Below are 22,511 nucleotides of genomic sequence, written 5' to 3' on the forward strand. Positions count from 1 at the left end.
GATAGCTATTCTGAGAAGCCGCTCATTTATTTGTTTTGGGGCAGTTCAACTTTATTCAAAATAAGATTTTTTGCAGTAAAATCAATGTTAGTGGAACTTTTTTAATCAAACTTTTTTAAAAATTAACATAAATACTTGCAATATTTAAATTAGTACTATATAGTTCTAATTATGAAAAAGGTAAAATTAATGAATCAAAAACGTGTGATTGAAGTAGCTGCAACATTATTTTTAGAAAAAGGGTTTGCTTATACAAGTATGGATGAATTAGTACGTGTAAGCAAAGTTTCAAAGTCTAATGTGTATTATCACTTTTCTAATAAGGAAGTATTATTAGAAGGGGTCGTTGATTATTGGATTGAAATGTATCAATCTGCAATTGATGACATACTTTCTCAGAACCAATTTTTAGTTGAAGATCGTATCCAACTGTTTTTAAAGCAATTATCACAAGGAGTTCAGTCGAGAGAGTATAAGGGGAGCTGTCCATTTATTACTCTTTATATTCAAAGTCCTACACAGGCCACGCAAATAAAAGAAAAAATAGGTCTTTTTTTTACAGGATTACAAAAGAAAATGTCTCTATTACTTAAACAAGGGGTAGAGAATGGAGAATTCAGAAATACGATTCATATTGATGAGGTTGCATCACTTTTTATTACAAATCTTGAAGGAGCGTTATTTATTTCAGAAACATTGAAAGATGCAACTGTAATCACGAAAACAGCAGATCATTTTTTAAAATTGCTTCGATAAAAGAAGCATTTTTTTTACATCAAATTAGTACTAAGTAGTACTAAAAGGGGGATTTTATATGAGAACAGTATTTTTAACTGGTGGAACAGGCTTTATTGGAAAGCAATTAGTGAAAGAATTAGCCAAAGAGGATGTTAAAATTCTTCTTTTAGTGAGGTCGAAAAGTAAAGCAACAAGCATTTTTCAAGAAAGAGGCATCTTAAAAAAGGAAGTTATGCACTTTATTGAAGGTGATTTGACGAAAATAGATTTAGGTCTAAGTGCTGAAGATAAGGAGAGGGTATTGAAAACGGATGTGATTATTCACGCAGGAGGCCCCATGGATATTCAAGCGACAAGTAAAGAGGCAGCTTCCATATTTTTAAATGGCGCCAAACATATTAGTGAATTAGCTAAAAGTATTCATCAATTGAAGGGCTTGCAACAATTTATTCATGTTGTAGGTTATATGAGTCCCTTTGATGATAAAAATAGCAAGATTGCAATTGATGTGTTTAAAGAAGGAAACAATTATTTGAAAATAAAAAATCCATATGAGAGAACAAAATTTTTAGCAGATCTTTATATCCGTCAGCAGGCATCAACAGTAGGTTATCCGCTTTCTGTAATTAATCCGCCAACTGTAGTCGGTAGTAGTAAAACAGGGAGTACAGAGCAGATAGCAGGATTAGGTTTGCTTGTGATGAGTATGCGAAGAGGGATCATGCCAGTGATTCCTGGAGGTAAGGGATATAGGTTACCACTTATTTCAAACGATGAGCTTGCGAAGTTTATTGTGCAGGTTTTCAGATTGGAGCAACCGACTATTCAAACATATACACTTGTTGAAGACAAACAGCACGATCAAAACATTGCTGAATTATTAAGTATTATGTCGGAAAGTATGAATATGAGGGCACCAAAAATCTCTGTCCCAATGCCACTTATGAAAGCAATTATGAATAGTGGAGGAAGTAAAATAACAAAAATTCCTTCTGATGGACTGAATTTTATTACAAAACGAAAATTTTCAAATGTTTCAGCGGAAAAAATTATGGGAGGAGATTGGTTTAAGAAGACGAGTGTAATGAAATTTTTCCCTGCCGTAGTAGCTGATCTGGATTATCGAATGATGTATCAAAATGGCCAGCATAATCATTTATTTAAACGAACATTATGCGATAACACTACCCTTTACCAATTACACGGAGAGGGTAAACCATTTATTTTATTACATGGTTTATTGAGTGATGGAGAGGATTTATTTCCTTTAGCACAAGAGCTTCATGAAAAAACTGGTCAACCTGTATGGATCTTGGATCTTCCAGGTTTGGGACGTTCTCCTTTTAAACGAGAGAAAAATATTCTAGATATCTATTTGAATGTAGTGAAAAAGTTATTGGAGAAAGCTACTAATGGTGCACATCTAATTGGCCATTCATTCGGTGCGTTTATTCTTCTGGAAGCATTGGTACAAGAGTACATAGATAAGAAGTATGCAATCACTTTACTTCAGCCACCTGTTGCTAAAAAAAATGCTAAATCGCTAAATGTTCCTCAATTTATGAACAAATGGACATTAAAATTGGCAACTACTAATTTGATAGGGCGTTATTTATTAAGTAATGGTTTGTTTGAAAGTATGGAGAGCATCCCTGAACATTATATCGAAAAAATAAGTAACAGTTTTACTTCTCCTAGAATTTTAAATACTACGGTTCAGCTTAACAGTTTACTATTGAAAAACGATCAAGGTGATTTCAATGAAGTAACAAAGTATAATCTTCACATTATTTGGGGGGATTATGACAGAGGCTATTCTGCTCCATCGCATCTTGGTAAGGTTGATTTTGTTCCATATGGCCATCATTTTCCTCTTAGCCATCCGAGTGAAACGGCAACATTAGTAATAAAAAATAGTAATACTAGCAGATGAGAGTGTGGGATAAATAAACAGTGTGTAGTAAGATCGTTGTGTCTTTGAAATAAAATCGTACTGTATGGGGTCCCACCCCATATCTATCAAGCTATACTTCTGAAATATCCCCAAAACGAAAATTTCATCCTTTCATAGTTGTCCATAGGATCTTAGGTCGATTTTCATTTTTGAGAAGAATACATTTCTCAAATTGATGGAAATATGGGGGGAAATAATGTTACGATGTTTATAAAAAAGTAGTTAGACTAGTGTGTTTTACTCCAATTCATTTCAAAATATAACTGAAAATCCATCTTGAAATTAAAAAAGAAGGTGTTACCTTTATATATTAATAACTTCGAAATATTGTATAACAGATAATTTTTATGCATGATTGATTAACATTGCTTATTGTGTTAACGAATCAGGATAGTGTGGCGACCGACAAATTAAATAGTTGCTTATCCTCAATTATTAGAAGGAAAGTTCCATCATTTCGCGAATTTATTCGACATAGACGAGTGCTATAATTTTCTATATCTACATATAAGAGGTGACTACGCATGAATCAAAGACCGTCAGAAGAAGAATACGCCGGGAACTCCGGCGAATATATCCGTTTGGTACCGGACGGTAACATCATCGATATTCTGCTCGCCCAGGAAAAGCAAATGACCGAGCTCCTGGCATCGTTGACCGAAAGCCAGTACGCGTATCGGTATGCTGAAGGAAAATGGACGCTGAAAGAAGTCGTGGGCCACATTGCAGACGCGGAACGTGTCATGACCTACCGCCTGCTCCGGTTCGCAAGAGGGGATCAGACGCCTCTGACTGGTTTCGATCAGGAATTGTTCATGCCTCCTTTCGGAAGCTGGACAACCGCGCAATTGGCCGAAGACTACCGGTCCGTCCGGCAATCAACGATCACATTGCTGCGCGGGCTACCGGCGGAGGCGTGGACCCGTAAGGGCACAGCCAACAACCTAAGCATTACGGCGCGCGCCCTCGCGTACGGCATCGCAGGACACGAACTTCATCACATGGGGGTCATCCGAAATCGGTACTTGAGTTAAGCGTCGGCTGAGGCTTTTGGAATGGAACTAACACCTCTCATACAACCTTAGATACCGTTCTTATTGGGGTCCCGCCCCACAACCATTAACTTAAGGATTTAGACTATTTTTGAAATTTAAAGCACATTACTATTCTCTTATGTTAATGAGAAAGGGTGACGTGCTTTTTATGAATATGCACCAAAAACAAGAGTTATCTTTATTTGCCGAAGCGTTATATCGATTTTTTTCATTTGGGGGTATTTGTTTTTCTTAGCTTGATGGTGATGAAGCACTACTCTATAATGGTCAAATTAAAATTTAAAACAGTTATAGAGACTCCATTCCTCGGAAATATTGTAACTATCAAGTTGTAAAAAGAACCGTAGTTTTTCATTTTTGAAGAAGCTATGGTCTTTTTTAATTGTAACAAAGATAGGATGCGAGGAAGTTTTTTTGATAAATCAAAAAAACTTGATGAAGTAGTTGCATATAGAACTCATCTGTGTATATACTATAAATATCAAAAAAAGTTGATGAAGGGAGAGTGAACTACAGTGGCACAAGATTTTCAGCTCTATGAGAAAAAATTCAAAGCATTAGCGGATCAAAAGCGTTTAGAAATCATGTATGAACTTTGCCAGCGAGGCCAGACTTGTGTATGTGATTTAACAGAGATTTTTGAAATGACGCAATCTAAGTTGTCCTATCATTTGAAGATTTTATTAGATGCAGGTTTAATTGTAAAAGAAACAAAAGGTACGTGGAGTTATTATGATTTAAATGATGCGGAAGTGAATAATTTATTATCAGAAGAATTGTGCTGTATTTTTAGAAAAACAGGTAAAGGTAGCTGTTGTTAAAATTTTAAACTATTAATCAAAAAAAATTGATTAATAACATATAAAGAGGAGGAATAAGCTATGAGATATGCTCACGTTGGTATAAACGTTACGAATTTAGAGAAGTCTATTGAATTTTATGAAAAGGTATTTGGTGTATCACCAGTTAAGGTGAAAACGGATTATGCAAAATTTTTATTAGAGACGCCAGGACTTAATTTTACACTGAACGTGCGAGATGAAGTGAATGGAAATCAGGTCAATCATTTTGGTTTCCAAGTGGATACAGCTGAAGAAATCGCATTACATAAAGAACGATTAGAAAAAGAGGGTTTCTTTGCGCGTGATGAGATGGATACGACTTGTTGCTATGCGGTTCAAGATAAGTTTTGGGTAACAGATCCTGATGGGAATGAGTGGGAGTTCTTTTATACAAAAGCAGATAGTGATGTTCATAAAATTGAAGAGCCATCTTGTTGCACGACTTCTAACGTAGTAGAAGAAAATTCTTGTTGTTAATAGGAGATGGAAAATAAAATGAAACGTTTATCTTTTCTAGATCGATATTTAACACTATGGATTTTTCTAGCTATGGCTGTTGGGATTGGTTTAGGGTTTGTGTTTCCTAGTGTAGTAGACGGACTAAATACATTACAAGTTGGAACAACGTCTATCCCGCTCGCTGTCGGTTTAATTGTCATGATGTATCCACCATTAGCGAAAGTTCGTTACGAGGAAATGGGCCGAGTATTTAAAGACGTAAAAGTGTTGGTTTTATCTTTAGTACAAAACTGGATTATTGGACCTGTACTTATGTTTGTTTTAGCAATTATTTTTCTTCCTGATAAGCCAGAATACATGGTCGGGCTCATTATGATTGGTTTAGCACGCTGCATTGCAATGGTGATTGTTTGGAACGATCTAGCAGATGGGGATAAAGAGTATGCAGCAGGTTTAGTGGCTTTTAACTCAGTATTCCAAATGTTATTCTTCTCCGTTTATGCATACGTGTTTGTAACAGTCATTCCAGAATGGTTAGGGATTGAAGGGGCTATTGTCGATATTACAATGGGAGAAGTAGTGAAATCAGTATTTATCTATTTGGGAATTCCTTTTATAGCAGGTATGTTGACACGTTTTGTACTCGTTAAGTTAAAAGGAAGAAAGTGGTATGAAAAGGTGTTTATACCGAAGATTAGTCCACTTACATTACTTGCATTACTATTTACAATCATCGTTATGTTCTCTTTAAAAGGGGAAATGATTGTTAGCGTACCATTAGATGTAGTAAGAATAGCAATTCCGTTATTCATCTATTTTATTGTGATGTTTTTTGTTTCTTTCTTTATGGGAAAAAAAATTGGTGCAAACTATCCAGTGACAACAACGTTAGCATTTACAGCAGGTAGTAATAACTTTGAGTTAGCAATTGCTGTAGCAGTTGGTGTGTTCGGTATTCATTCGGGCGCAGCATTTGCAGCTGTTATCGGGCCATTAGTTGAAGTGCCTGTAATGATTGCCCTTGTAAACGTCGCTTTTTGGTTTAAGCGTAAATATTTTAATAATCAACCAGTATAATTTAAAAACAAAGGCGGAAAACAACATGGAAAACAAAAAGACAATCTATTTCTTATGCACAGGAAATTCATGCCGAAGTCAAATGGCAGAAGCATGGGGCAAACAATATTTGGGAGATAAGTGGAATGTATATTCTGCAGGAATCGAAGCGCACGGAGTAAATCCAAATGCTATTAAAGCGATGAAAGAAGTAAATATCGACATAACGAATCAAACATCAGATATGATTGATGCATACATTTTAAATAACGCTGATTTAGTCGTTACCCTTTGTAGTCATGCGGATTCTGTTTGTCCTTCGACACCTCCACACGTAAATCGTGTTCATTGGGGATTCGACGATCCAGCAGGAAAAGAGTGGTCTGAATTTCAACGTGTTCGCGATGAAATTGGTGAACGTATAAAGCGATTTTCTGAAACTGGTGAGTAAATAAAGAAAAGAGTCAATCTTCTATTCCATAGATGATTGGCTCTTTTTTTATTGTACATAGTCATGACTGCATTGGTTTACAAAAATTATCAGAAAAATAGAGAATATTCTGTTAGAGTGATAAAGTTAGAAATGTATTTAATCGTGTAGGTGTTCACAAAAAATAAAGTCATTTAAAAGATAATATAGTTGTTTAGAATTAGAGAAGGTATGATGAATAATCACAATATCTTTCTCGTTTTATGTATAATTAAATAAGAGGATTTTTAGATATTTAAATAAAGGGTAGTATATTAGCGCAAGGGGGAGAAGGATGGATAAGTTGTTACAAGAAATCATAAATTGGTTAAGGATGAGTGATGAACAAATTGTTATTGGTATTTCAGGACATGGTGCAGCTGGAAAAACAACGTTTGCTAATAGACTCGTAAACTTATTAAATCAAAATGAAGTAAATTATATTAATACAGATCCTTACATTGTCAGTTCGGATATTCGTAAGCATGCAGTGATTCACTATACGTATCAAAATGAAAATCATTGTTATAAAATGACAGCTTGTCATCCAGCGGCGCACAATTTGGCAGCTTTAGAAAGAGATATTCAGATGGTTAGATCGGGGCTAGATTTTTATACGATAGATACGCATTACATGAAAAGTAATTTGATTTCTTCGAAAAATAAAGTAACGATTGTGGAGGGAATGAGCGCTGCATTTATTAATCCTGATTTATTTGATTTGAAAATTTATTTTTACACAGATGGCGAAACGGAACTAATGAGAAGATCAAGCCGGGATATAGCTGAAAGGGGAGCTGATATAAATTATTTAAGGCAGTCTCATGAAGAACGCCGGATTCAATATGAAGTATTTATGCATTCGTATAGTCAGCGTTTTGATATCATTATCAAAACTTCTGATGAAACAATATGTTTAGAAAAAAATACATTTGAGTTTTATAAAGTTTAAATGAAAATCCTCAATCTATTAATTTCATTATGACGGTTAATTTTTCTTATTTAGTACTTGTATTAAACAATTGTATTATTTAATCAAAAATACATTCACTATGAAATAATTAGATTTTAAAAAAATTTTAGCAGCCTTCTTTCATCTACATAGATAGAAGGCTATTGTAATTTTGGCGACAAAATTACATAACCTTATTATTACTACACAGTAGAGTATGATTTTTATTTGAATAAATTAGGTGTAACTTAAAAAATCCTCACTTTAAAAGGTTTTTATTCAGAAGTACAAAAACGAATTTTTTACATAAAGGGAGAATCAGATGAAACACATAATAAGAAATGTAGTAATGAATTATTTTGAAGAAATTTATTCACTAGCAGTGGAAGAAGAATTACATAATGATAGTTGGAATACAGATTTACACTATAAAATTATGGTGAATGGAAAGCGATATTCCGCAAGATTTATAAAAAGTAAGCGAACAATCAATCCAGCTTTTGGGACGTTATCAAACGAACAACTGATGGAGCAAGTACGGTTTACGTATTATGTACGAGAGCATGACATTCCTTTTATGCAGATAAACAAGAATAGGGAAGGAGAGCCATGTACACTTGTCGTTTGGAATGATGAACAATACCGATTTGTATTGTCTAATTGGATTGAGGGAGAACATATTACACATTGTACAGAAAATATCGCAGAAGCCTTTGGAACGGAAGTAAGAAAGATTCATGATATTTCTAATGCATTTCAAAGCTCGATTTTTCAAAAGAAATCTCACTTGGATGGGTATGCCCAGTTTATTCATATGCTAGAAAGTAAGGCAAGCACATGTGGAGGATTACGAGAGTATATAGATCTCGCTAAATATCATATAGAGTGCGCATATACGAGTGAATTAGAATTTATCGTACAAACAGATTTGAATCCTTTGAATGTTTTATGGGACTCAAGTGAACAGGTAAAAGGAATTGTAGATTTTGAATCTATTAGTTATGTAGACCGTATTGAAGGATTGTCCTTTTTAATAAAATGGTATTCTCGAACAGAAGGAATACATTCGCATGAAGTATGTTCAAGTGTCGCTAGTGCATTTTTAGAAGGGTATAAGGCTCATAATATTGTAACATCAAATGATTACAAAAGACTTTCTTCGTTACTATGGCTATCCGGTAGCTTGAATTGGAATTTTGTGAAGAAAACGCTAAGTGTAATAAGTGATGAGAGGGAATTAGAAGAACATTTGGAAGTTTATAGAGTGAGGGGAGAAAGGCTATCTTCATTGTTAATTTGTACATAACATATATTCTCCTAATTTGGGATTCAAATAAGAAAAAATAGGAGGTGTTCTAAAAATGAAAATACAAATTGTATTATTTGACGGCTTCGGAGAGCTCGTCTCCTTTGCACCTTTTGAAGTATTAAACAGAGCGATAGAAGAAGGGGCTCCATTTACAGTTGAATTCGTTGCAAGTGAACCAAAACAAGAAGTTACTACTTCATTTGGAGTTACGGTTAAACTACATGATTTTTTAAGGATGGATAATCGTCCAGATTTGTTAATTGTGCCTGGTGGTGGCTGGAATCATAAAGCTGAGCACGGGGCACGAAAGCAAGCTGAGCTTGGCACTTTAACTAAAATAATTAAAGAGATGCACAACGAAGGAACGATTGTTGCTGGAGTTTGTACTGGAGGTATGTTATTAGCTGCATCTGGTATATTGAATGATAAAAAGGCAACAATGCATCATTTGGCGCAGAGTGAAATTCGTACATATGGGGCAGAGCCTCTTCCATACAGAATTGTGGATCAAGGGAATGTTATTACTGCAAGAGGAGTTACTTCAGGACTTGATTTAGGACTTTGGATCACGGAAAGATTTGCAAGTCCAAAAATTGCAGCTGCTGTTGAATATAGAATGGAATATGAGCGGCGAGGTGTCGTTTGGAAGTGATTTGACTGTAATCATAGTTTTTTTTGCTGTAGAGTGTATTAGATATTGTAAAAGAGAAAGAGCTAACTCATACGAGCCGGCTCTTTCTTTTATGTATTCATTTTCTATGTTTAATAATTTGGCTGAATATAACCTAATTTTATTCCCTTCGTGACAGCTTCTAAAATGAGAGGAGTTCAACATAATGGACATAAACGTTGCTTATACATGTAAAGGAAGATGTCATAAAATGAATAAAGACTGCTAATTTTTGTGTACTTTGATTATGTAGAAATAGGGGAGATGACATGAAAGACAATACGCCTAAGAAAATTTTATTTATTCAATCAGGCATTCCTTTTTATTATCCAATGATCGAAGAAGCAATTTTGAATAGTTTACAAAAGGTAAACAGTAATACAATTATGGTGAACCCAGAACGAGCGATAGAAACCGCATTAAAAATGAAACCGGATTTTATTTTGGTACTTGGTGGTTTAAACGAGGGAATTATTAGTGTCATGCCAGTACTAAAGAGTGCAGGTTTTACTACTGGACTTTGGCTGACAGATGATCCGTATTATACGGATGTAACACAACATCTTGTGCCGTACTATGATTACATATTTACGCAAGATTTAAATTGTATCAAGTTTTATAGAGGATTAGGATGTAAGAATGTATTTCATCTTCCGTTAGCAGCAAATCAAGATGTGTTTAAACCTTCTCAGGAAGAAGATACATATAAATATGATCTTAGTTTTATAGGTACAGCATTTGAAAATAGACTTACCTTTGTTGATTCTATTTCAGAGTATTTAGCAGAAAAAAATATAAAAATTGTGGGGTTCGGTTGGGAGAAGTTAAATAATTATGAAAGATTAAAGGATAAAATACAACTCTTGCCACTTGCGAAGTATGAGGATGCATTGCAATATTACGTAGCTACTAAAATTAATATAAATTTACACCGTTCACCAAATGATCAGGAATTGAATTGTAATGCAGCAAATATCCAAGCATATTCAGTAAATAATAGAACGTTTGAAATTAATGCTGTAGGCTCTTTTCAATTAACTGATATACGACCAGATGTAGCAAAGCATTACATACCAGGTGTTGAAATAGAAACTTTTTATAGTGCACCAGAGTTTATACAAAAAGCAGAGTATTATTTGGAACATGTACAAGAAAGAAAACAAATAGCAAGAAATGGACTGGATAGAACTTTGAAACATCACACATATGATAAACGTATATTACAACTATTAAACTATATTAATTTCATAGGCGTGAAGATGTAGTCTAATCATTAACTTAAATGATAAGCGGTCATTAGAAGAATAAATCACCCATTACGAGAAAGATTTTGATGAATATATTTTTGACAGTAAAGAAGCATTCATCCAATCAGAAAAAATGGTTTACAGCAGGTGGTCACCATTAATAGAACATGCGGTTTATGATTTAATGAGAGAAGAAGATAATAAAGTGAAATGGCATGCTACTGGCGATACCGCTAGAAGTGTAATTAAGTTTCAATATACGGTGTATAAAACGTTGAAATCTAATAAAATTAAAAATGATATTTTATTATTGTATTGTGATCTTCCGGATAATTATTTAAAAATAAGAGAATTACAGATTGCGGAATTGAAGAAGCGTATTAATATTACGACTAAGCTGTATAGAGATACAGGGCACTTAATGCATTGGGATAGACCAGAAGAGATTGCTGAGGATGTTTTAAATTGGTTCATATAAAGGAGGTCCGTTGTTCGAATTTGAGCAACGGATTTTCTTGATACGTTACCTGAAAAAGAAACTAGTATCTCTAAACTAGAGGAAAGTAAAAAATAAAGAAAAGAGGTTGCCTAAAAGTAACTATTTAGCGACTTTTGGGACAACCTCTTCTTTTGGTTATGGATTTTAAAGAAAATTTAGAATAAAATAAAAATATAGTCACCTACCTATTATTCACTAATGAAAAGAAAAGAGGCTAGCGAAATGCAATTGAAGTATGGGAAGCACATTAATATATTATCTATTGTTCTAACTTTGTTCTCCTTTTCTGTAATTGTAAGTTTCTCTACCTGGTTGAGTGGATATTCAATTCCCAACCTTTCTACAATGCTTAAGGTAACAATGTTGAGTGCATTTATTCTTGGAATTATAGGGTTTAGACAAGAGAAAAGCGCACTAGCGATTATAATTATGGGAATATGTGCCTTTGCTCTAGTCGTTCTATATATTTATGCGGTTATAAGTTTTCTTGAGCATTAAACACCATAAAAAAGAAACGAACATTTTTGTTCGTTTCTTTTTTATGGGATGATTATTATAAAATAGCCTCTTCTAATGATTGAGTGCTGAATCCAAGAATTAATTTTTGAATGTTATTTTCATGATCTTTTACAATGATATATGGAACGCCCTGTACGTTAAAGGATTCAACCTCTTCTTTTTCTTATGGGGTATTAAGGGTACCCCCCCATGCCCATCAACTTAAGAATTCAGAATTACCCCAAAACGAAAAAATGAGATTTTTGTTACAAGTTAGCACAAAATTCTGTTCCGGGGTACTATAAAATATTAGCTTGATGGGCATGGGGGCCGAACAAATACGCAGAACTATGGATATTTGTGTTAAAGTTCGGGTTCTGGGCATAGGTTATTTGAGTTGTAAGACAATTGTTTTTTTAGAAAATTAACTAGATTAATGATTCAAAACTTCAGGAACTAGAGGAGTTGATGATGCTTTCGAATCTCATACAGTGGTTATTCAATAGTCATTTTTATAATTATCTGCAATATTTAAATCTCTATATAAAACTTAAAAAATTTGTTCTGCTACCAATTCTGAAAGAGTTTTAATTCCGTAGTCAATTTCATTTAAGGATGCATAAGAATAAGAAATTCTTAAATATTGATCAGAGTGAAACTCATACAAATCTCCAGGGTGAACAAGTATTTTCCGACTTAAGGCTTTAGTAAAAAGCTGGTACATGGATATACCTTCATTTAACTTAAGCCAGATGAAATATCCGCCCTTAGGAATATTCCATGTACCGATACTGGTAAAATATTTCTTTAATGCTCCAAGAGCAACATCTCTTCGGAGCTTAACATTTTTCCTCATTATATCGTTATGCTGATAATAAAGACCACTAGAAAATAGTTCTGTGATTACATTCTGGGAGAGTGAGCTGGTTCCATAATCAGTTTGCATTTTTATATCTGCCAATCTTTCAATGACTTTTTCTGATCCAACAATCCATCCAATCCTAAGACCAGGACTTAAATTCTTCGATATCCCACCAATATATAATACAAGTCCATTGTTATCAAATGCCTTTATTGGCTGTGGAGGTTTTTCATCAAACCAAAGCTCCCTATATACATCATCCTCGATAATGGGCAAACGTTCCCTATCACACGCATCAACAAGCGTTTTTCTTCTTTCAAGTGACATGACGCTTCCGGTAGGATTTTGAAAAGTAGGTATTGTAAAAAGCATTGCTCCTTTTCTCCGCCTATGTCGATCAATCAATTCTTTTATTTCTATACCTTCTTCATCCAGCTTAATTCCCGAAAGCTGCATTCCGAGGGATTGAAAGGTTCTAAGAGAGTATAGGTAGGATGGCTTTTCAACATATACTACTGAGTTCGTTTGCAAAAGGCCAAGGGAAATAAGCTGCAGTGCCTGCAAAACACCAGAGGTAATCAAAACTGAGGATGGATCAGCTTCTATTCCTATTGTTTTAAGGTATGTGCATACTTCTCTTCTTAGATGGATATTTCCTTTTGGTTCTTCATAACCCAGCGATCCCATAGAATTAGAGAGTTTTTTTAGTACTCCCTGAATCATTTTGTTAGGTATTAATTCGGGGGAAGGTTCGCAGGACCCCATTCGGATGATATCAGGTTGGAATTCAGCCTGATTGATCTGCTGCATTATCTTTTGATTTGTTTGATGTAATCCCGAAGAAATATAGGGAAGCCAATTATGTGAATGATTAATGGACATTAATGTCCATGTATTGTTTATTACTCTTGTACCTCCACCAGCGTTACCGTTAATAAGGCCTTCAGCTGCCAGCTCTTCAAGGGCAGATACTACGGTACTTCTGTTTACACTGAAAATTTCAGAAAGTGTCCGCTGACTTGGCAATTTGAAACCAACCGGCCATTCTCCAGTTGCTATTTTGTCCTTTATGAAGTTAACAATCTGTATATTCAATCGAGTAGGATTATTTCTATCAGGTCTCCAGTTGATATCTAACATGAAATTCCTCCAAAATCATAGTACTTTTACCATATCATTTGGTTGGTTAAATAACAACCAAGGATGGTTGGAGACTTTTTGTTGTTGTTCAAATACAATTACATTAACAGATATTAAAATTTTAAAGGAGAATGATAACTATGGTACCAATAAGAATTCTAAGTGATAATGATGTTAAGAACATTCTTGATATCAAGAATACAGTAGCATGTGTAGAAAAAGCCTATGCGCTTAAAGCCAACAATCAAGCGAGACTATTCTCCATGGTATCTGAGGTGATTTTTGAGGATAGGGCAGAAATGGATATTAAATCAGGGATGCTTAATGAAGAAGATGTGTTTGGATTAAAACTCGTTTCATGGTTTGGTGATAATAAAAATCAAGGACTTCCAGCTATAACAGGGATGACTATGTTATTTGATTTGAAGAATGGATTTCCTAAGGCAATGATCAACGCAAGTTATTTGATAGGAATGCGTACTGGAGCAGCAGGTTCAATAGGCGTGAAACACCTGTCAAAACAAGATTCAAAAACACTAATGATTGTTGGGACAGGAGTTCAGGCGATTTTTCAAATAGCAGCCACTCTATCTCAAGTTCAGACAATAACCAAGGTATATATATATGACCCCATAAAATATGAAAATGCATCAAAATTCCAGTATTCAATAAAGACGGAACTAGAAAAAATTATAAATGATATCAACGATACTTATAATAAGAGCTGGAAACAAAGAATTGAGTCAGTTCAGTTTGTAGCTGTAGAAAATCCAGTGAAAGCTTTGGAAGAAACCGATGCAGTAATTACGATAACGCCTTCTCGAAAACCACTGATTTTTAAGGAGTGGATTAAGCCAGGCATACATTTCAGCTGTGTGGGGGCAGACATGACTGGAAAACAGGAAATAGATGAAAAAATCTTTGAGGTAGCTTCTGTATATGTAGATGATATTACACAAGCATCGACAGTCGGAGAAACACAAAGTGCTATAAGGGCTGGTATATTAGGCAAAAACAATTTGACTGAAATCGGACAATTCATACTTGGAAATGCGAAAGGACGTACAAGTGATGAAGAAATTACGATTTTTGATAGTACTGGCATAGCATTGCAGGATCTTGCAGTTTCAAATTATATTGTATCAAAAGCAGAAGAAATGAATGTTGGGACAATCGTGCAAATATAAAATCGATATACAATTTGGAGGGATCATATTATGAAGGTAAAAGTTTATACATTAAATTCATTTGCAAAATCCATTGAGGGAGGGAACCCTGCCGGAGTGGTACTTAGCGCTGATTATCTATCAGATGAGGAAATGAAAAAAATAGCAGGTATCATCGGTTTTAGTGAGACTGCTTTTGTCATGAAGTCAGACCTTGCTGACTTCAAGGTTAGATTCTTTACACCTAATGAAGAGGTTGATCTTTGTGGCCATGCAACGATAGCAGCGTTCTATACACTTTCAAGCCAAGGATATATTAAACCAGGAAAATATTCTCAAGAAACAAAGGCTGGAATTTTAAGTGTAGAAGTAATGGAAGACCTATCAATTATGATGGAGCAAAATGCTCCAAGCTATTATGAAATAATAGACAAGGAGGAAATTGCAGATTCCTTAAATATTACTATAGATGAAATGTTGGGGGATCTATCAGTGCAAATTGTATCTACTGGCCTTAGGGATATACTTGTACCGATTAAAAACTTAGATATATTAAATTCTATAAAGCCAGATTTTGAAAAAGTAACAAATATCAGCAGTAAATATAATACCATTGGTTATCATATTTTTACCCTTGAATCACTAAAGGGTTCAAATGCTCACTGTAGAAATTTGGCACCTTTATATGGAGTTCCCGAAGAATCTGCAACTGGTACATCCAATGGTGCCCTTTCATGTTATCTATATAAATATGGTAAAATCAAACCTGAACATGTTATTAATATATCTGTTGAGCAAGGTTACTCTATGAAAAAACCTTCGGAAATAGTTATAGCGTTAACCACTCAAGGGAAAGAAATTATTGAGGTAAAGGTAGGCGGAAAAGCATTGAATTTATCTGAAACAGAGGTTGAAATATAATTGGGGTACCGCCACATCACTATCAACCTAAGATAAATTTATATCCATAATTCAAAGAAAACGTTATTCTTTTTGTAGAAATATACAGAAAGAATAACGTTTTTGTATGAATTTATCGATTTTAGATGAACTAGAATTGTTTTCTAAAGAATTACAACGATATATGTCACCGCATGCTTTAGAACAATTAGCTAGAGAGATAGGGGTTGTTCAACGAAAAAGTAAATACAGTATTAGAAAAAAATATATTTTGATGCAAATTTATGGTGTAAGCAAGAGCATGAAAGTTCTATCGCCAATTCTTTTTTTGATATAATGGATGCGTGGCAGAAAATAGATAGAAAGATACTGCTAGTAATTTATACTTAAAATGTTGGGAGATTGAACAGAGTTATGGGGACAGAAAAAGAAATTAGTTCCGCTAAATTAATATGGAAGATGACGCGCCCGCATACATTAACGGCGACGTTTTCTCCTGTAATTTTAGGGACAGTGGCATCACTTTATGTTGCCGAAATTCATTGGCTTTTATTTATTGCGATGATGGTTGCATGTTTAGCATTGCAAATAGCAACGAACTTATTTAATGAGTACTATGATTTCAAACGTGGATTAGATACAGCTGAGTCTGTTGGAATTGGTGGCGGAATTGTCCGTCATGGATTGAAACCAAAAAATGTGTTAACAGTTGCACTTTTATTGTATGTAGTAGCAGCACTTATCGGAATTTATATTTGTATGAATAGTAGCTGGTGGTTAGTCGTCATCGGTTTAATCGGGATGGCGGTTGGCTATTTATATACAGGCGGTCCATTACCAATTGCGTACACTCCGTTTGGAGAATTAGTTTCTGGCTTGTTAATGGGGACATGTTTTGTACTCATTGCTTTCTTTATTCAAACGAATACGATAACGATTGAAAGTGTATTGATTTCCATTCCAATTGGAATTTTAGTCGGTGCAATCAACATGTCGAATAACATCCGAGATATCGAAGAAGATATTAAAGGTGGAAGAAAGACATTAGTAATCCTCCTTGGGAGAGAAAAAGCTGTAGTAACACTAGCTGTAGCCTTTTTCGTTGCTTATTTATGGATTGCGGTAATTGTATTAATGGGTTATATAAGCCCTTGGGCATTAGTTATGTTCCTAGGTTTGAGAAAACCAATCTCTGCAATTCAAAGTTTCCAAAAAGGGGCAAAGGATCCCGGGTATATGCGCATCGCAATGAAATCAACAGCGATGACAAATACAATTTTCGGCTTCTTATTATCAGCAGGATTATTAATTAGTTACTTGTTTTAAATAAAAACCCCCAGTTTCTCAATTTTAATTTAGAGAAACTGGGGGTTTTTATTTTTGTTTCTTTAATGTTAAAAATACGCTTCGTACTATAAAACTAGAAACTACTTAGTTATTTCCTCCTTGAAATGAGGATAAAACAAGTCTATTAACAATTACAAGAAACTTGGTTAGTGTAGAGTGTATTGGTTCTATAGACGAAAAGTATTTCGTGCTGTCGTAAGGAATTATTAAATTATAGGGCGCTATAAAATAAAAAAACAGAATTTTCAGACTTATATTTAGCAATAATTTATATGTTTTTTAATCTTAACGTATTATCCAATAAATGTTATTTTAAAAATTCGAATATATGTTTTTGGTTTAATTAATCAGAATTTTTAATTTTTTATTTATGTTTACTAGTTTACATTTTTTATAAAAAATGTTATTTTATTGGTGATAATTTGAAGGGGGTGAAAAGTGTGAAAAAGAACACAAGTGTAATTCATGGAACACAACCGGCTTTTAACAACTGTGGCTGTCAAAAACCACCGTCACCACAAAAATAGTAAATTTAAACATTATTAGACATAATAACTTTTAAATCCACTGGGGCTACTTAGTTCCCAGTGGATTTAAAAAATAATTAAAAATATATTCTGTAAGGAGGAAAGAATAATGTACATAATCCTTTCTAAGGATGTTATATTACGTGATGAGCATCACTATATAAATTCAGAAGCTCGTTTTTTTTATAATGCTAAAACTAGACATTCAGAATTCCTTTCAGCAGCAGCCTTTGAATTATTAGTATACCTTTCGAAATCACGAACTATAGAGGACGCCTGGGAGTTCTATCATAAGCGCGCTATGGAACTAAATGAATTACCTCAACGGGAGGAATTCAATCAGTTTATCAATGAAATGATTTTAGGAAATACAATTTTAAAAACCAGTAAAAAAGAAAATGTTACTAAGCCACTTTCAAACTTAAAAATATCACCACCCGCTTCTTTTAAATATACACCAATGACATTTCCTACAAAGGTTAATATAACTAGTACTATGAGATGCAATCTTGCATGCAAACATTGTTTAAGAGAATCATCTCCATTTGTAGATATTTCTGATGAACTTAATACTGATGAGGTAATTCAATTGTTTTCTGAATTAGACAATTTAGGCGTTATAGAGCTCGCTTTTTCAGGAGGAGAAACAACAACCCGAAAAGATATATGTACAATTTTAGAACATGCAGGTACCTTAAGATGTTTTTTTGAATTTTTCACTAATGGTCATAGAGTAAGTGATAAAGTTTATCAAACTTTATTAAAAGTAAAAGAAAAAAAACAAAGAGGGCTACAAATACACCTCTCCTTAGATGGTGATGAATTTTATCATGATCAAATGCGTGGAAAAGGTTCATATAAACGCGTTATGGATACTTTAAAGCGATTTGCACAAGATAAATTTTATGTAATTGTTGAATCAGTATTAGTTCCGGATTGTGTAAAATCTGATGGAGTTAGAAAAGTTGTAGAAGCTTGTATAGAAAATGGGGCAAATGGAATAAGTTTTCACCCAGCATCTGTATCTGGAAGGGCTAGTTTAAACCCTGATTATTTTCAATTTACTTTGTCTGAATTAGATTATTTTCATAAACAAGTAATACAAATAACAAAAGAATATCCTTCTACTAAAATTGAATTTCAGACTTATTATTATCCAGGCCCTAAAAATAAAGATAATGATTTCGAATTACCACCCAATGTTGGGCCGCAAGGAATGTACTTATTAGCAATTGGAGCAAATGGAGATATTTATCCTTGTACAGAATCCATAGGTGATACATCACAAATTATTGCTAATGTAAAAGATGAAGGTGGTGTTCTTTCTGCATGGAATAGTCGAAAATGGGATTTTTATCGTGGAGGCTGGGAGTTAGATGAATTAACTGCTTGCATAGGTTGTAAATTCCATGGAGATTGTACAATGCAAACTTGTAGATGCTATGCTCAAAGAGTTTTATTAAACAAATACGACGCTATGCCAGAATGTTATAAAGTGAGGGATGAAATATGGGGAAAATCAAAGATCTAAGTTTTCCAGAATTAAGTAACAATATAGAAGAACTTTTAACATTAAATAAAGAGGACTTTTTGCATCTATGTTCAAAACCAGAAGATTGGAATACGCCTAAAACTTATTCGACATTTGTTAATGAAAATGAACAAATGATATTAAAATACAAAGAATTCCTAGCATATCGTCCAATGCATTGGGCATGGTTCTTACGAATGCTGAAACAACAGGGGATAAATAAATCTTTTATATCTATTCCTCCTAATCTTTCAGAAATTATTAAAGAACCATGTATATTTGTAATCCCGCATTTTGGACTACATATGTTAGTACCTCATATTCTCGGACATTTTATTAAACCAGAATCACATATACTAGCATCAGGGTACATAGATGCAGAAAGTGTTAATAGTAGCATTAATAATATTTTACCAAATGTTCAGGTGGAATTTATGAAAATTCCAGACATATGGATTTTAAGAAAACTTATTCGTGGCTATAACAATGGAAATTACCCTATAATATATCCTGAAATTTCTTCATCAGAAGATAAAACTTTCTTTGAATTAAAATTGTTGGGAGAAAAAGTATATGTTCCAATGGGAGTTGAACATATAGGTCGTTTATGTAAAAGTAAAGTAATTCCTATAGCAATGACATATAATGAAAAATATGAATTACATCTTGGTCCTACTCTTAATTATACTGAAACAGGGAGCATTCTCTTACCTCTTTTTTCTTGGATCGAACAGCTTATTCAAAATACTCCCTACCAATGGTTTGGTTGGCAATTCATGGAAGAGATGATGGTGAGTAAGGCGATTAAAAATGAACTCTCTTTAGTACAAAAACAATGAACAAACAAATAAATTCTATTATCATTGCAATGGGAGTTCAATCATTTCAAAGCAGTTTAGTCTTTTTAGCCATGGCATGGTATTTTACTAATATAACTCAATCACCACTAATATATGGGTCTCTTATGGCATTTCGTTATGTTCCAGGAATTTTATTTACGATGTTAAGTGGTATAGCAGTTGATAGAATGAAAAAAATTCCTCTTGGAATTTCAGCAAGTATTTGTAATATAATTTCACATTGTTTTTTATTAATTGCGGGTCTTCTTAATCTTTCAACAGAAGGAATGGGATATTGGATTTATGCTGTAATTGTAATTTTAATGGGCATCTCTTCCGCTATATTAACGCCTCTTGAAAGGACACTAATTCCGTCCTTGGCTCAACCAGAAAAACTAAAATCTATTAATAGTATTATTAGTATTGTCACACAAAGTATTGCTATTATAGGAACAAGTTTAGCGGGTGTTTTCCTTTTGATAGGAGGATTCTCTTTAGCTATGGCCGTCGCAATTTTTATGGCCATTATATCATTAGCTTGTTATATTTTTCTGTTCCTTACTGTTAAATTAACGGAATCACCATCAAATTCTAGAGGGGTAATTAATGCGTTCAAATCTACTATAAAAATATTAAATCACCAGCGGTGGATATTTAGTGCTATTGCATCTTCAATATTTACCAACATGGCATTTGTTATGATTATGGATGTTTTGTTGCCAAATCTTTTTTCTGGATTGAAATTCAACGGTTCTGCTGCATTAGGAATTTGTTTTACAGTAATGGGAATTGGAACTTTACTAGGTGCGGCAATGACATATAAAGTAAAAAGAATAAATTTTAACATAGCAATGGTTCTCTATGTTTTCTCAACAATATTTGGTGCAATAGGCGGTCTTATGACAAACTCAATCATAATAAGCATTGTATTATTTGGTCTATTTAGTTTATTCGCCGCTCCTGTATCAATAATATATCAAACCGAACTTCAACAAATAATACCGAATCAACATCTTGGAAGTACTATGGGATTTATTGCTTCAGGAGTAACAATGGCTCAGCCATTAGGTGTAATTTTAGCTGGATTTCTTTTACTCAAATTAAGTGGAGAAATTATTTTAATTATGGCTTGTGGGATTTCATTAATCTCAGTTCTAATTGGTTGGTGGCATATATATATACAAAAAGGTAGAATCATGAACCAACATGTCAAAAGAGAAACTAGTATGTAAATCGTTCTATCAAATAACTTTACATTATGATTGGAAGGGAATGCTTGTATGCTGACCTGTACTGCACTCCCTCTCCCCATGTCTATTAACTGAATAAGCAAATCTTTACTAAACGGAAACATGAATTGTTAAGTAAGTTTTTTATAAAATCATCAGCGTGTTCGTTCTTATTCCATATCCTTCCTCATTTCCACATGCCCCAACACTTTTTTAGTTAGTACATATCTCTTCGCAATGACATATACATTTTTTTCTGCGGCAAGCGGATTAAATATGTATGAATCTTTACATTCCCTATATATAACCATTAGAAAAAAATCGCACTTAAAATTGACTTTTCATAAGTTTAGCTAGATAACGATATGATGATATTTTATGCCTATCAACCCAACAGAACAAGTTATTCAAAAATAATAAAAATGAATTTCATTATTATAAAAGATGCCAATTTTTCGTTTAACTAGAAGAAGCAAAGTGGAAAATAATTGAGATGAAAAAAATAGTTATTCAAATCGTCTCATTATGGAGAGGTTCAAAATAAAAAATGTTCAAGAATGTCATCTTAGTAATTGAAAATAGAATCAATCAAGATTATTATATTGTTATTGTAATTATAAATGTAATTACATTTTATTGAAGGAGGATACATAGATGAAAAACTCAAAAGGCTCTATTGAATCAGAGATAAGCAAAGCAATTACGCACTGGGAGAAGGACTACCTAGGACGTGGATCTATATCCGTTAAGACAGATATATTACGAGATATGATTATCGTAAATTTACAAGGTATTTTAACACCGGCTGAATATACTGTTTGCGAAACGAAAGACGGTATGCTAACGATAAAGAAAAATCGTTCGGAGCTAGTTGAATCTGGAATTGACGATTTGAAAGAGATCATACTAGAATTAACTGGAGAAAAAGTGAAAAGTTTTCATACGGATATAAGTTCGCGTACAGGTGAGCGAGTAATGATTTTTAAATTGTTTCATAATCTTGAGGAAAAGTTTTAAAAATTAAAACCACCGTAGTGTTAGTGGGAGATAATTAAGAAACCTAAAAGTTTTGCACTTTATTTATATTTATTAACATGATAATAATTAAAAACTTGAAATTATTTACGTATAATGAATTTTGATTGAAATAACGCTTGAAAAAATGGATAAATAAATTGACAAACAGCTTAATATGGTTTATCTTATAATTGTTTTAAAAATT

20 protein-coding genes and 1 pseudogene are annotated in these 22,511 nt (G+C 33.6%); 20 read left to right on the forward strand and 1 reads right to left on the reverse strand.

Annotated features, from left to right (window positions below):
* Positions 1–189: 189 nt before the first annotated feature.
* The 13 genes and pseudogenes from QCI44_RS12280 (at position 190) to QCI44_RS12340 (ending at position 11,748) form a co-directional block, all read left to right on the forward strand.
* Positions 190–756 (forward strand): TetR/AcrR family transcriptional regulator, encoded by a 567-nt coding sequence (locus QCI44_RS12280; RefSeq protein ID WP_016134873.1) that lies wholly within the window; start codon positions 190–192, stop codon positions 754–756.
* 58 nt (positions 757–814) lie between these two features.
* A complete protein-coding gene (locus tag QCI44_RS12285) occupies positions 815–2,671 on the forward strand; it encodes an alpha/beta fold hydrolase (RefSeq protein ID WP_098986346.1) in 1,857 nt (618 codons plus the stop codon).
* 545 nt (positions 2,672–3,216) lie between these two features.
* Positions 3,217–3,726 (forward strand): DinB family protein, encoded by a 510-nt coding sequence (locus tag QCI44_RS12290; RefSeq protein ID WP_098986347.1) that lies wholly within the window; start codon positions 3,217–3,219, stop codon positions 3,724–3,726.
* 536 nt (positions 3,727–4,262) lie between these two features.
* Positions 4,263–4,568, forward strand: a complete 306-nt coding sequence (arsR, locus tag QCI44_RS12295; protein WP_000046014.1) for an arsenical resistance operon transcriptional regulator ArsR — start codon at positions 4,263–4,265, stop codon at positions 4,566–4,568.
* Between the two features lie 60 nt (positions 4,569–4,628).
* A complete protein-coding gene (locus tag QCI44_RS12300) occupies positions 4,629–5,066 on the forward strand; it encodes an ArsI/CadI family heavy metal resistance metalloenzyme (RefSeq protein WP_098986349.1) in 438 nt (145 codons plus the stop codon).
* Positions 5,067–5,084: 18 nt separating this feature from the next.
* A complete protein-coding gene (arsB, locus tag QCI44_RS12305) occupies positions 5,085–6,125 on the forward strand; it encodes an ACR3 family arsenite efflux transporter (RefSeq protein WP_141559695.1) in 1,041 nt (346 codons plus the stop codon).
* Between the two features lie 25 nt (positions 6,126–6,150).
* Positions 6,151–6,555 (forward strand): arsenate reductase (thioredoxin), encoded by a 405-nt coding sequence (gene arsC / locus QCI44_RS12310; RefSeq protein WP_016087248.1) that lies wholly within the window; start codon positions 6,151–6,153, stop codon positions 6,553–6,555.
* 313 nt (positions 6,556–6,868) lie between these two features.
* Positions 6,869–7,525 (forward strand): uridine kinase family protein, encoded by a 657-nt coding sequence (locus tag QCI44_RS12315; RefSeq protein WP_016087249.1) that lies wholly within the window; start codon positions 6,869–6,871, stop codon positions 7,523–7,525.
* A 322-nt stretch (positions 7,526–7,847) separates the two neighbouring features.
* Positions 7,848–8,831, forward strand: coding sequence for a phosphotransferase (locus QCI44_RS12320; RefSeq protein WP_098986352.1), 984 nt, complete (start codon positions 7,848–7,850; stop codon positions 8,829–8,831).
* A 55-nt stretch (positions 8,832–8,886) separates the two neighbouring features.
* Positions 8,887–9,486 (forward strand): DJ-1/PfpI family protein, encoded by a 600-nt coding sequence (locus QCI44_RS12325; protein ID WP_098986353.1) that lies wholly within the window; start codon positions 8,887–8,889, stop codon positions 9,484–9,486.
* A 287-nt stretch (positions 9,487–9,773) separates the two neighbouring features.
* Positions 9,774–10,769 (forward strand): CgeB family protein, encoded by a 996-nt coding sequence (locus QCI44_RS12330; protein WP_016087252.1) that lies wholly within the window; start codon positions 9,774–9,776, stop codon positions 10,767–10,769.
* Positions 10,770–10,812: 43 nt separating this feature from the next.
* Positions 10,813–11,229 (forward strand): annotated as a pseudogene (locus QCI44_RS12335) (alpha/beta fold hydrolase); the annotation flags it as partial.
* 243 nt (positions 11,230–11,472) lie between these two features.
* Entirely contained in the window at positions 11,473–11,748 is a 276-nt protein-coding gene (locus QCI44_RS12340) for a hypothetical protein (protein ID WP_016087254.1), read from the forward strand.
* Positions 11,749–12,298: 550 nt separating this feature from the next.
* On the opposite strand, the gene QCI44_RS12345 is transcribed toward QCI44_RS12340, so the two are convergent.
* On the reverse strand, positions 12,299–13,750 hold the full coding sequence (locus QCI44_RS12345; protein WP_016087255.1) for an aminotransferase-like domain-containing protein: 1,452 nt from the start codon (positions 13,748–13,750) through the stop codon (positions 12,299–12,301).
* 140 nt (positions 13,751–13,890) lie between these two features.
* On the opposite strand from QCI44_RS12345, the gene QCI44_RS12350 reads away from it, so the two are divergent.
* The 7 genes from QCI44_RS12350 (at position 13,891) to QCI44_RS12380 (ending at position 22,306) form a co-directional block, all read left to right on the forward strand.
* Positions 13,891–14,937 carry an ornithine cyclodeaminase family protein gene (locus QCI44_RS12350; protein WP_016087256.1) on the forward strand — a complete coding sequence of 349 codons (1,047 nt, stop codon included), beginning with the start codon at positions 13,891–13,893 and terminating at the stop codon, positions 14,935–14,937.
* A 30-nt stretch (positions 14,938–14,967) separates the two neighbouring features.
* Entirely contained in the window at positions 14,968–15,837 is an 870-nt protein-coding gene (locus QCI44_RS12355; protein WP_016134865.1) for a PhzF family phenazine biosynthesis protein, read from the forward strand.
* Between the two features lie 393 nt (positions 15,838–16,230).
* Positions 16,231–17,142, forward strand: a complete 912-nt coding sequence (menA, locus tag QCI44_RS12360; protein ID WP_088084486.1) for a 1,4-dihydroxy-2-naphthoate polyprenyltransferase — start codon at positions 16,231–16,233, stop codon at positions 17,140–17,142.
* 657 nt (positions 17,143–17,799) lie between these two features.
* Complete coding sequence (locus QCI44_RS12365; RefSeq protein ID WP_223261052.1) at positions 17,800–19,221, forward strand: radical SAM protein; 1,422 nt, start codon at positions 17,800–17,802, stop codon at positions 19,219–19,221.
* A complete protein-coding gene (locus QCI44_RS12370) occupies positions 19,200–20,060 on the forward strand; it encodes an LpxL/LpxP family acyltransferase (protein ID WP_016087260.1) in 861 nt (286 codons plus the stop codon). Before QCI44_RS12365 ends, QCI44_RS12370 begins: the two co-directional genes overlap by 22 nt.
* Complete coding sequence (locus QCI44_RS12375; protein ID WP_016087261.1) at positions 20,057–21,292, forward strand: MFS transporter; 1,236 nt, start codon at positions 20,057–20,059, stop codon at positions 21,290–21,292. Before QCI44_RS12370 ends, QCI44_RS12375 begins: the two co-directional genes overlap by 4 nt.
* A gap of 651 nt (positions 21,293–21,943) precedes the next feature.
* Positions 21,944–22,306, forward strand: a complete 363-nt coding sequence (locus tag QCI44_RS12380; RefSeq protein WP_000798158.1) for a Na-translocating system protein MpsC family protein — start codon at positions 21,944–21,946, stop codon at positions 22,304–22,306.
* The last annotated feature ends 205 nt before the right edge of the window (positions 22,307–22,511 follow it).

This window comes from Bacillus cereus group sp. RP37 (assembly GCF_040459695.1).
Taxonomy (GTDB): Bacteria; Bacillota; Bacilli; order Bacillales; family Bacillaceae_G; genus Bacillus_A.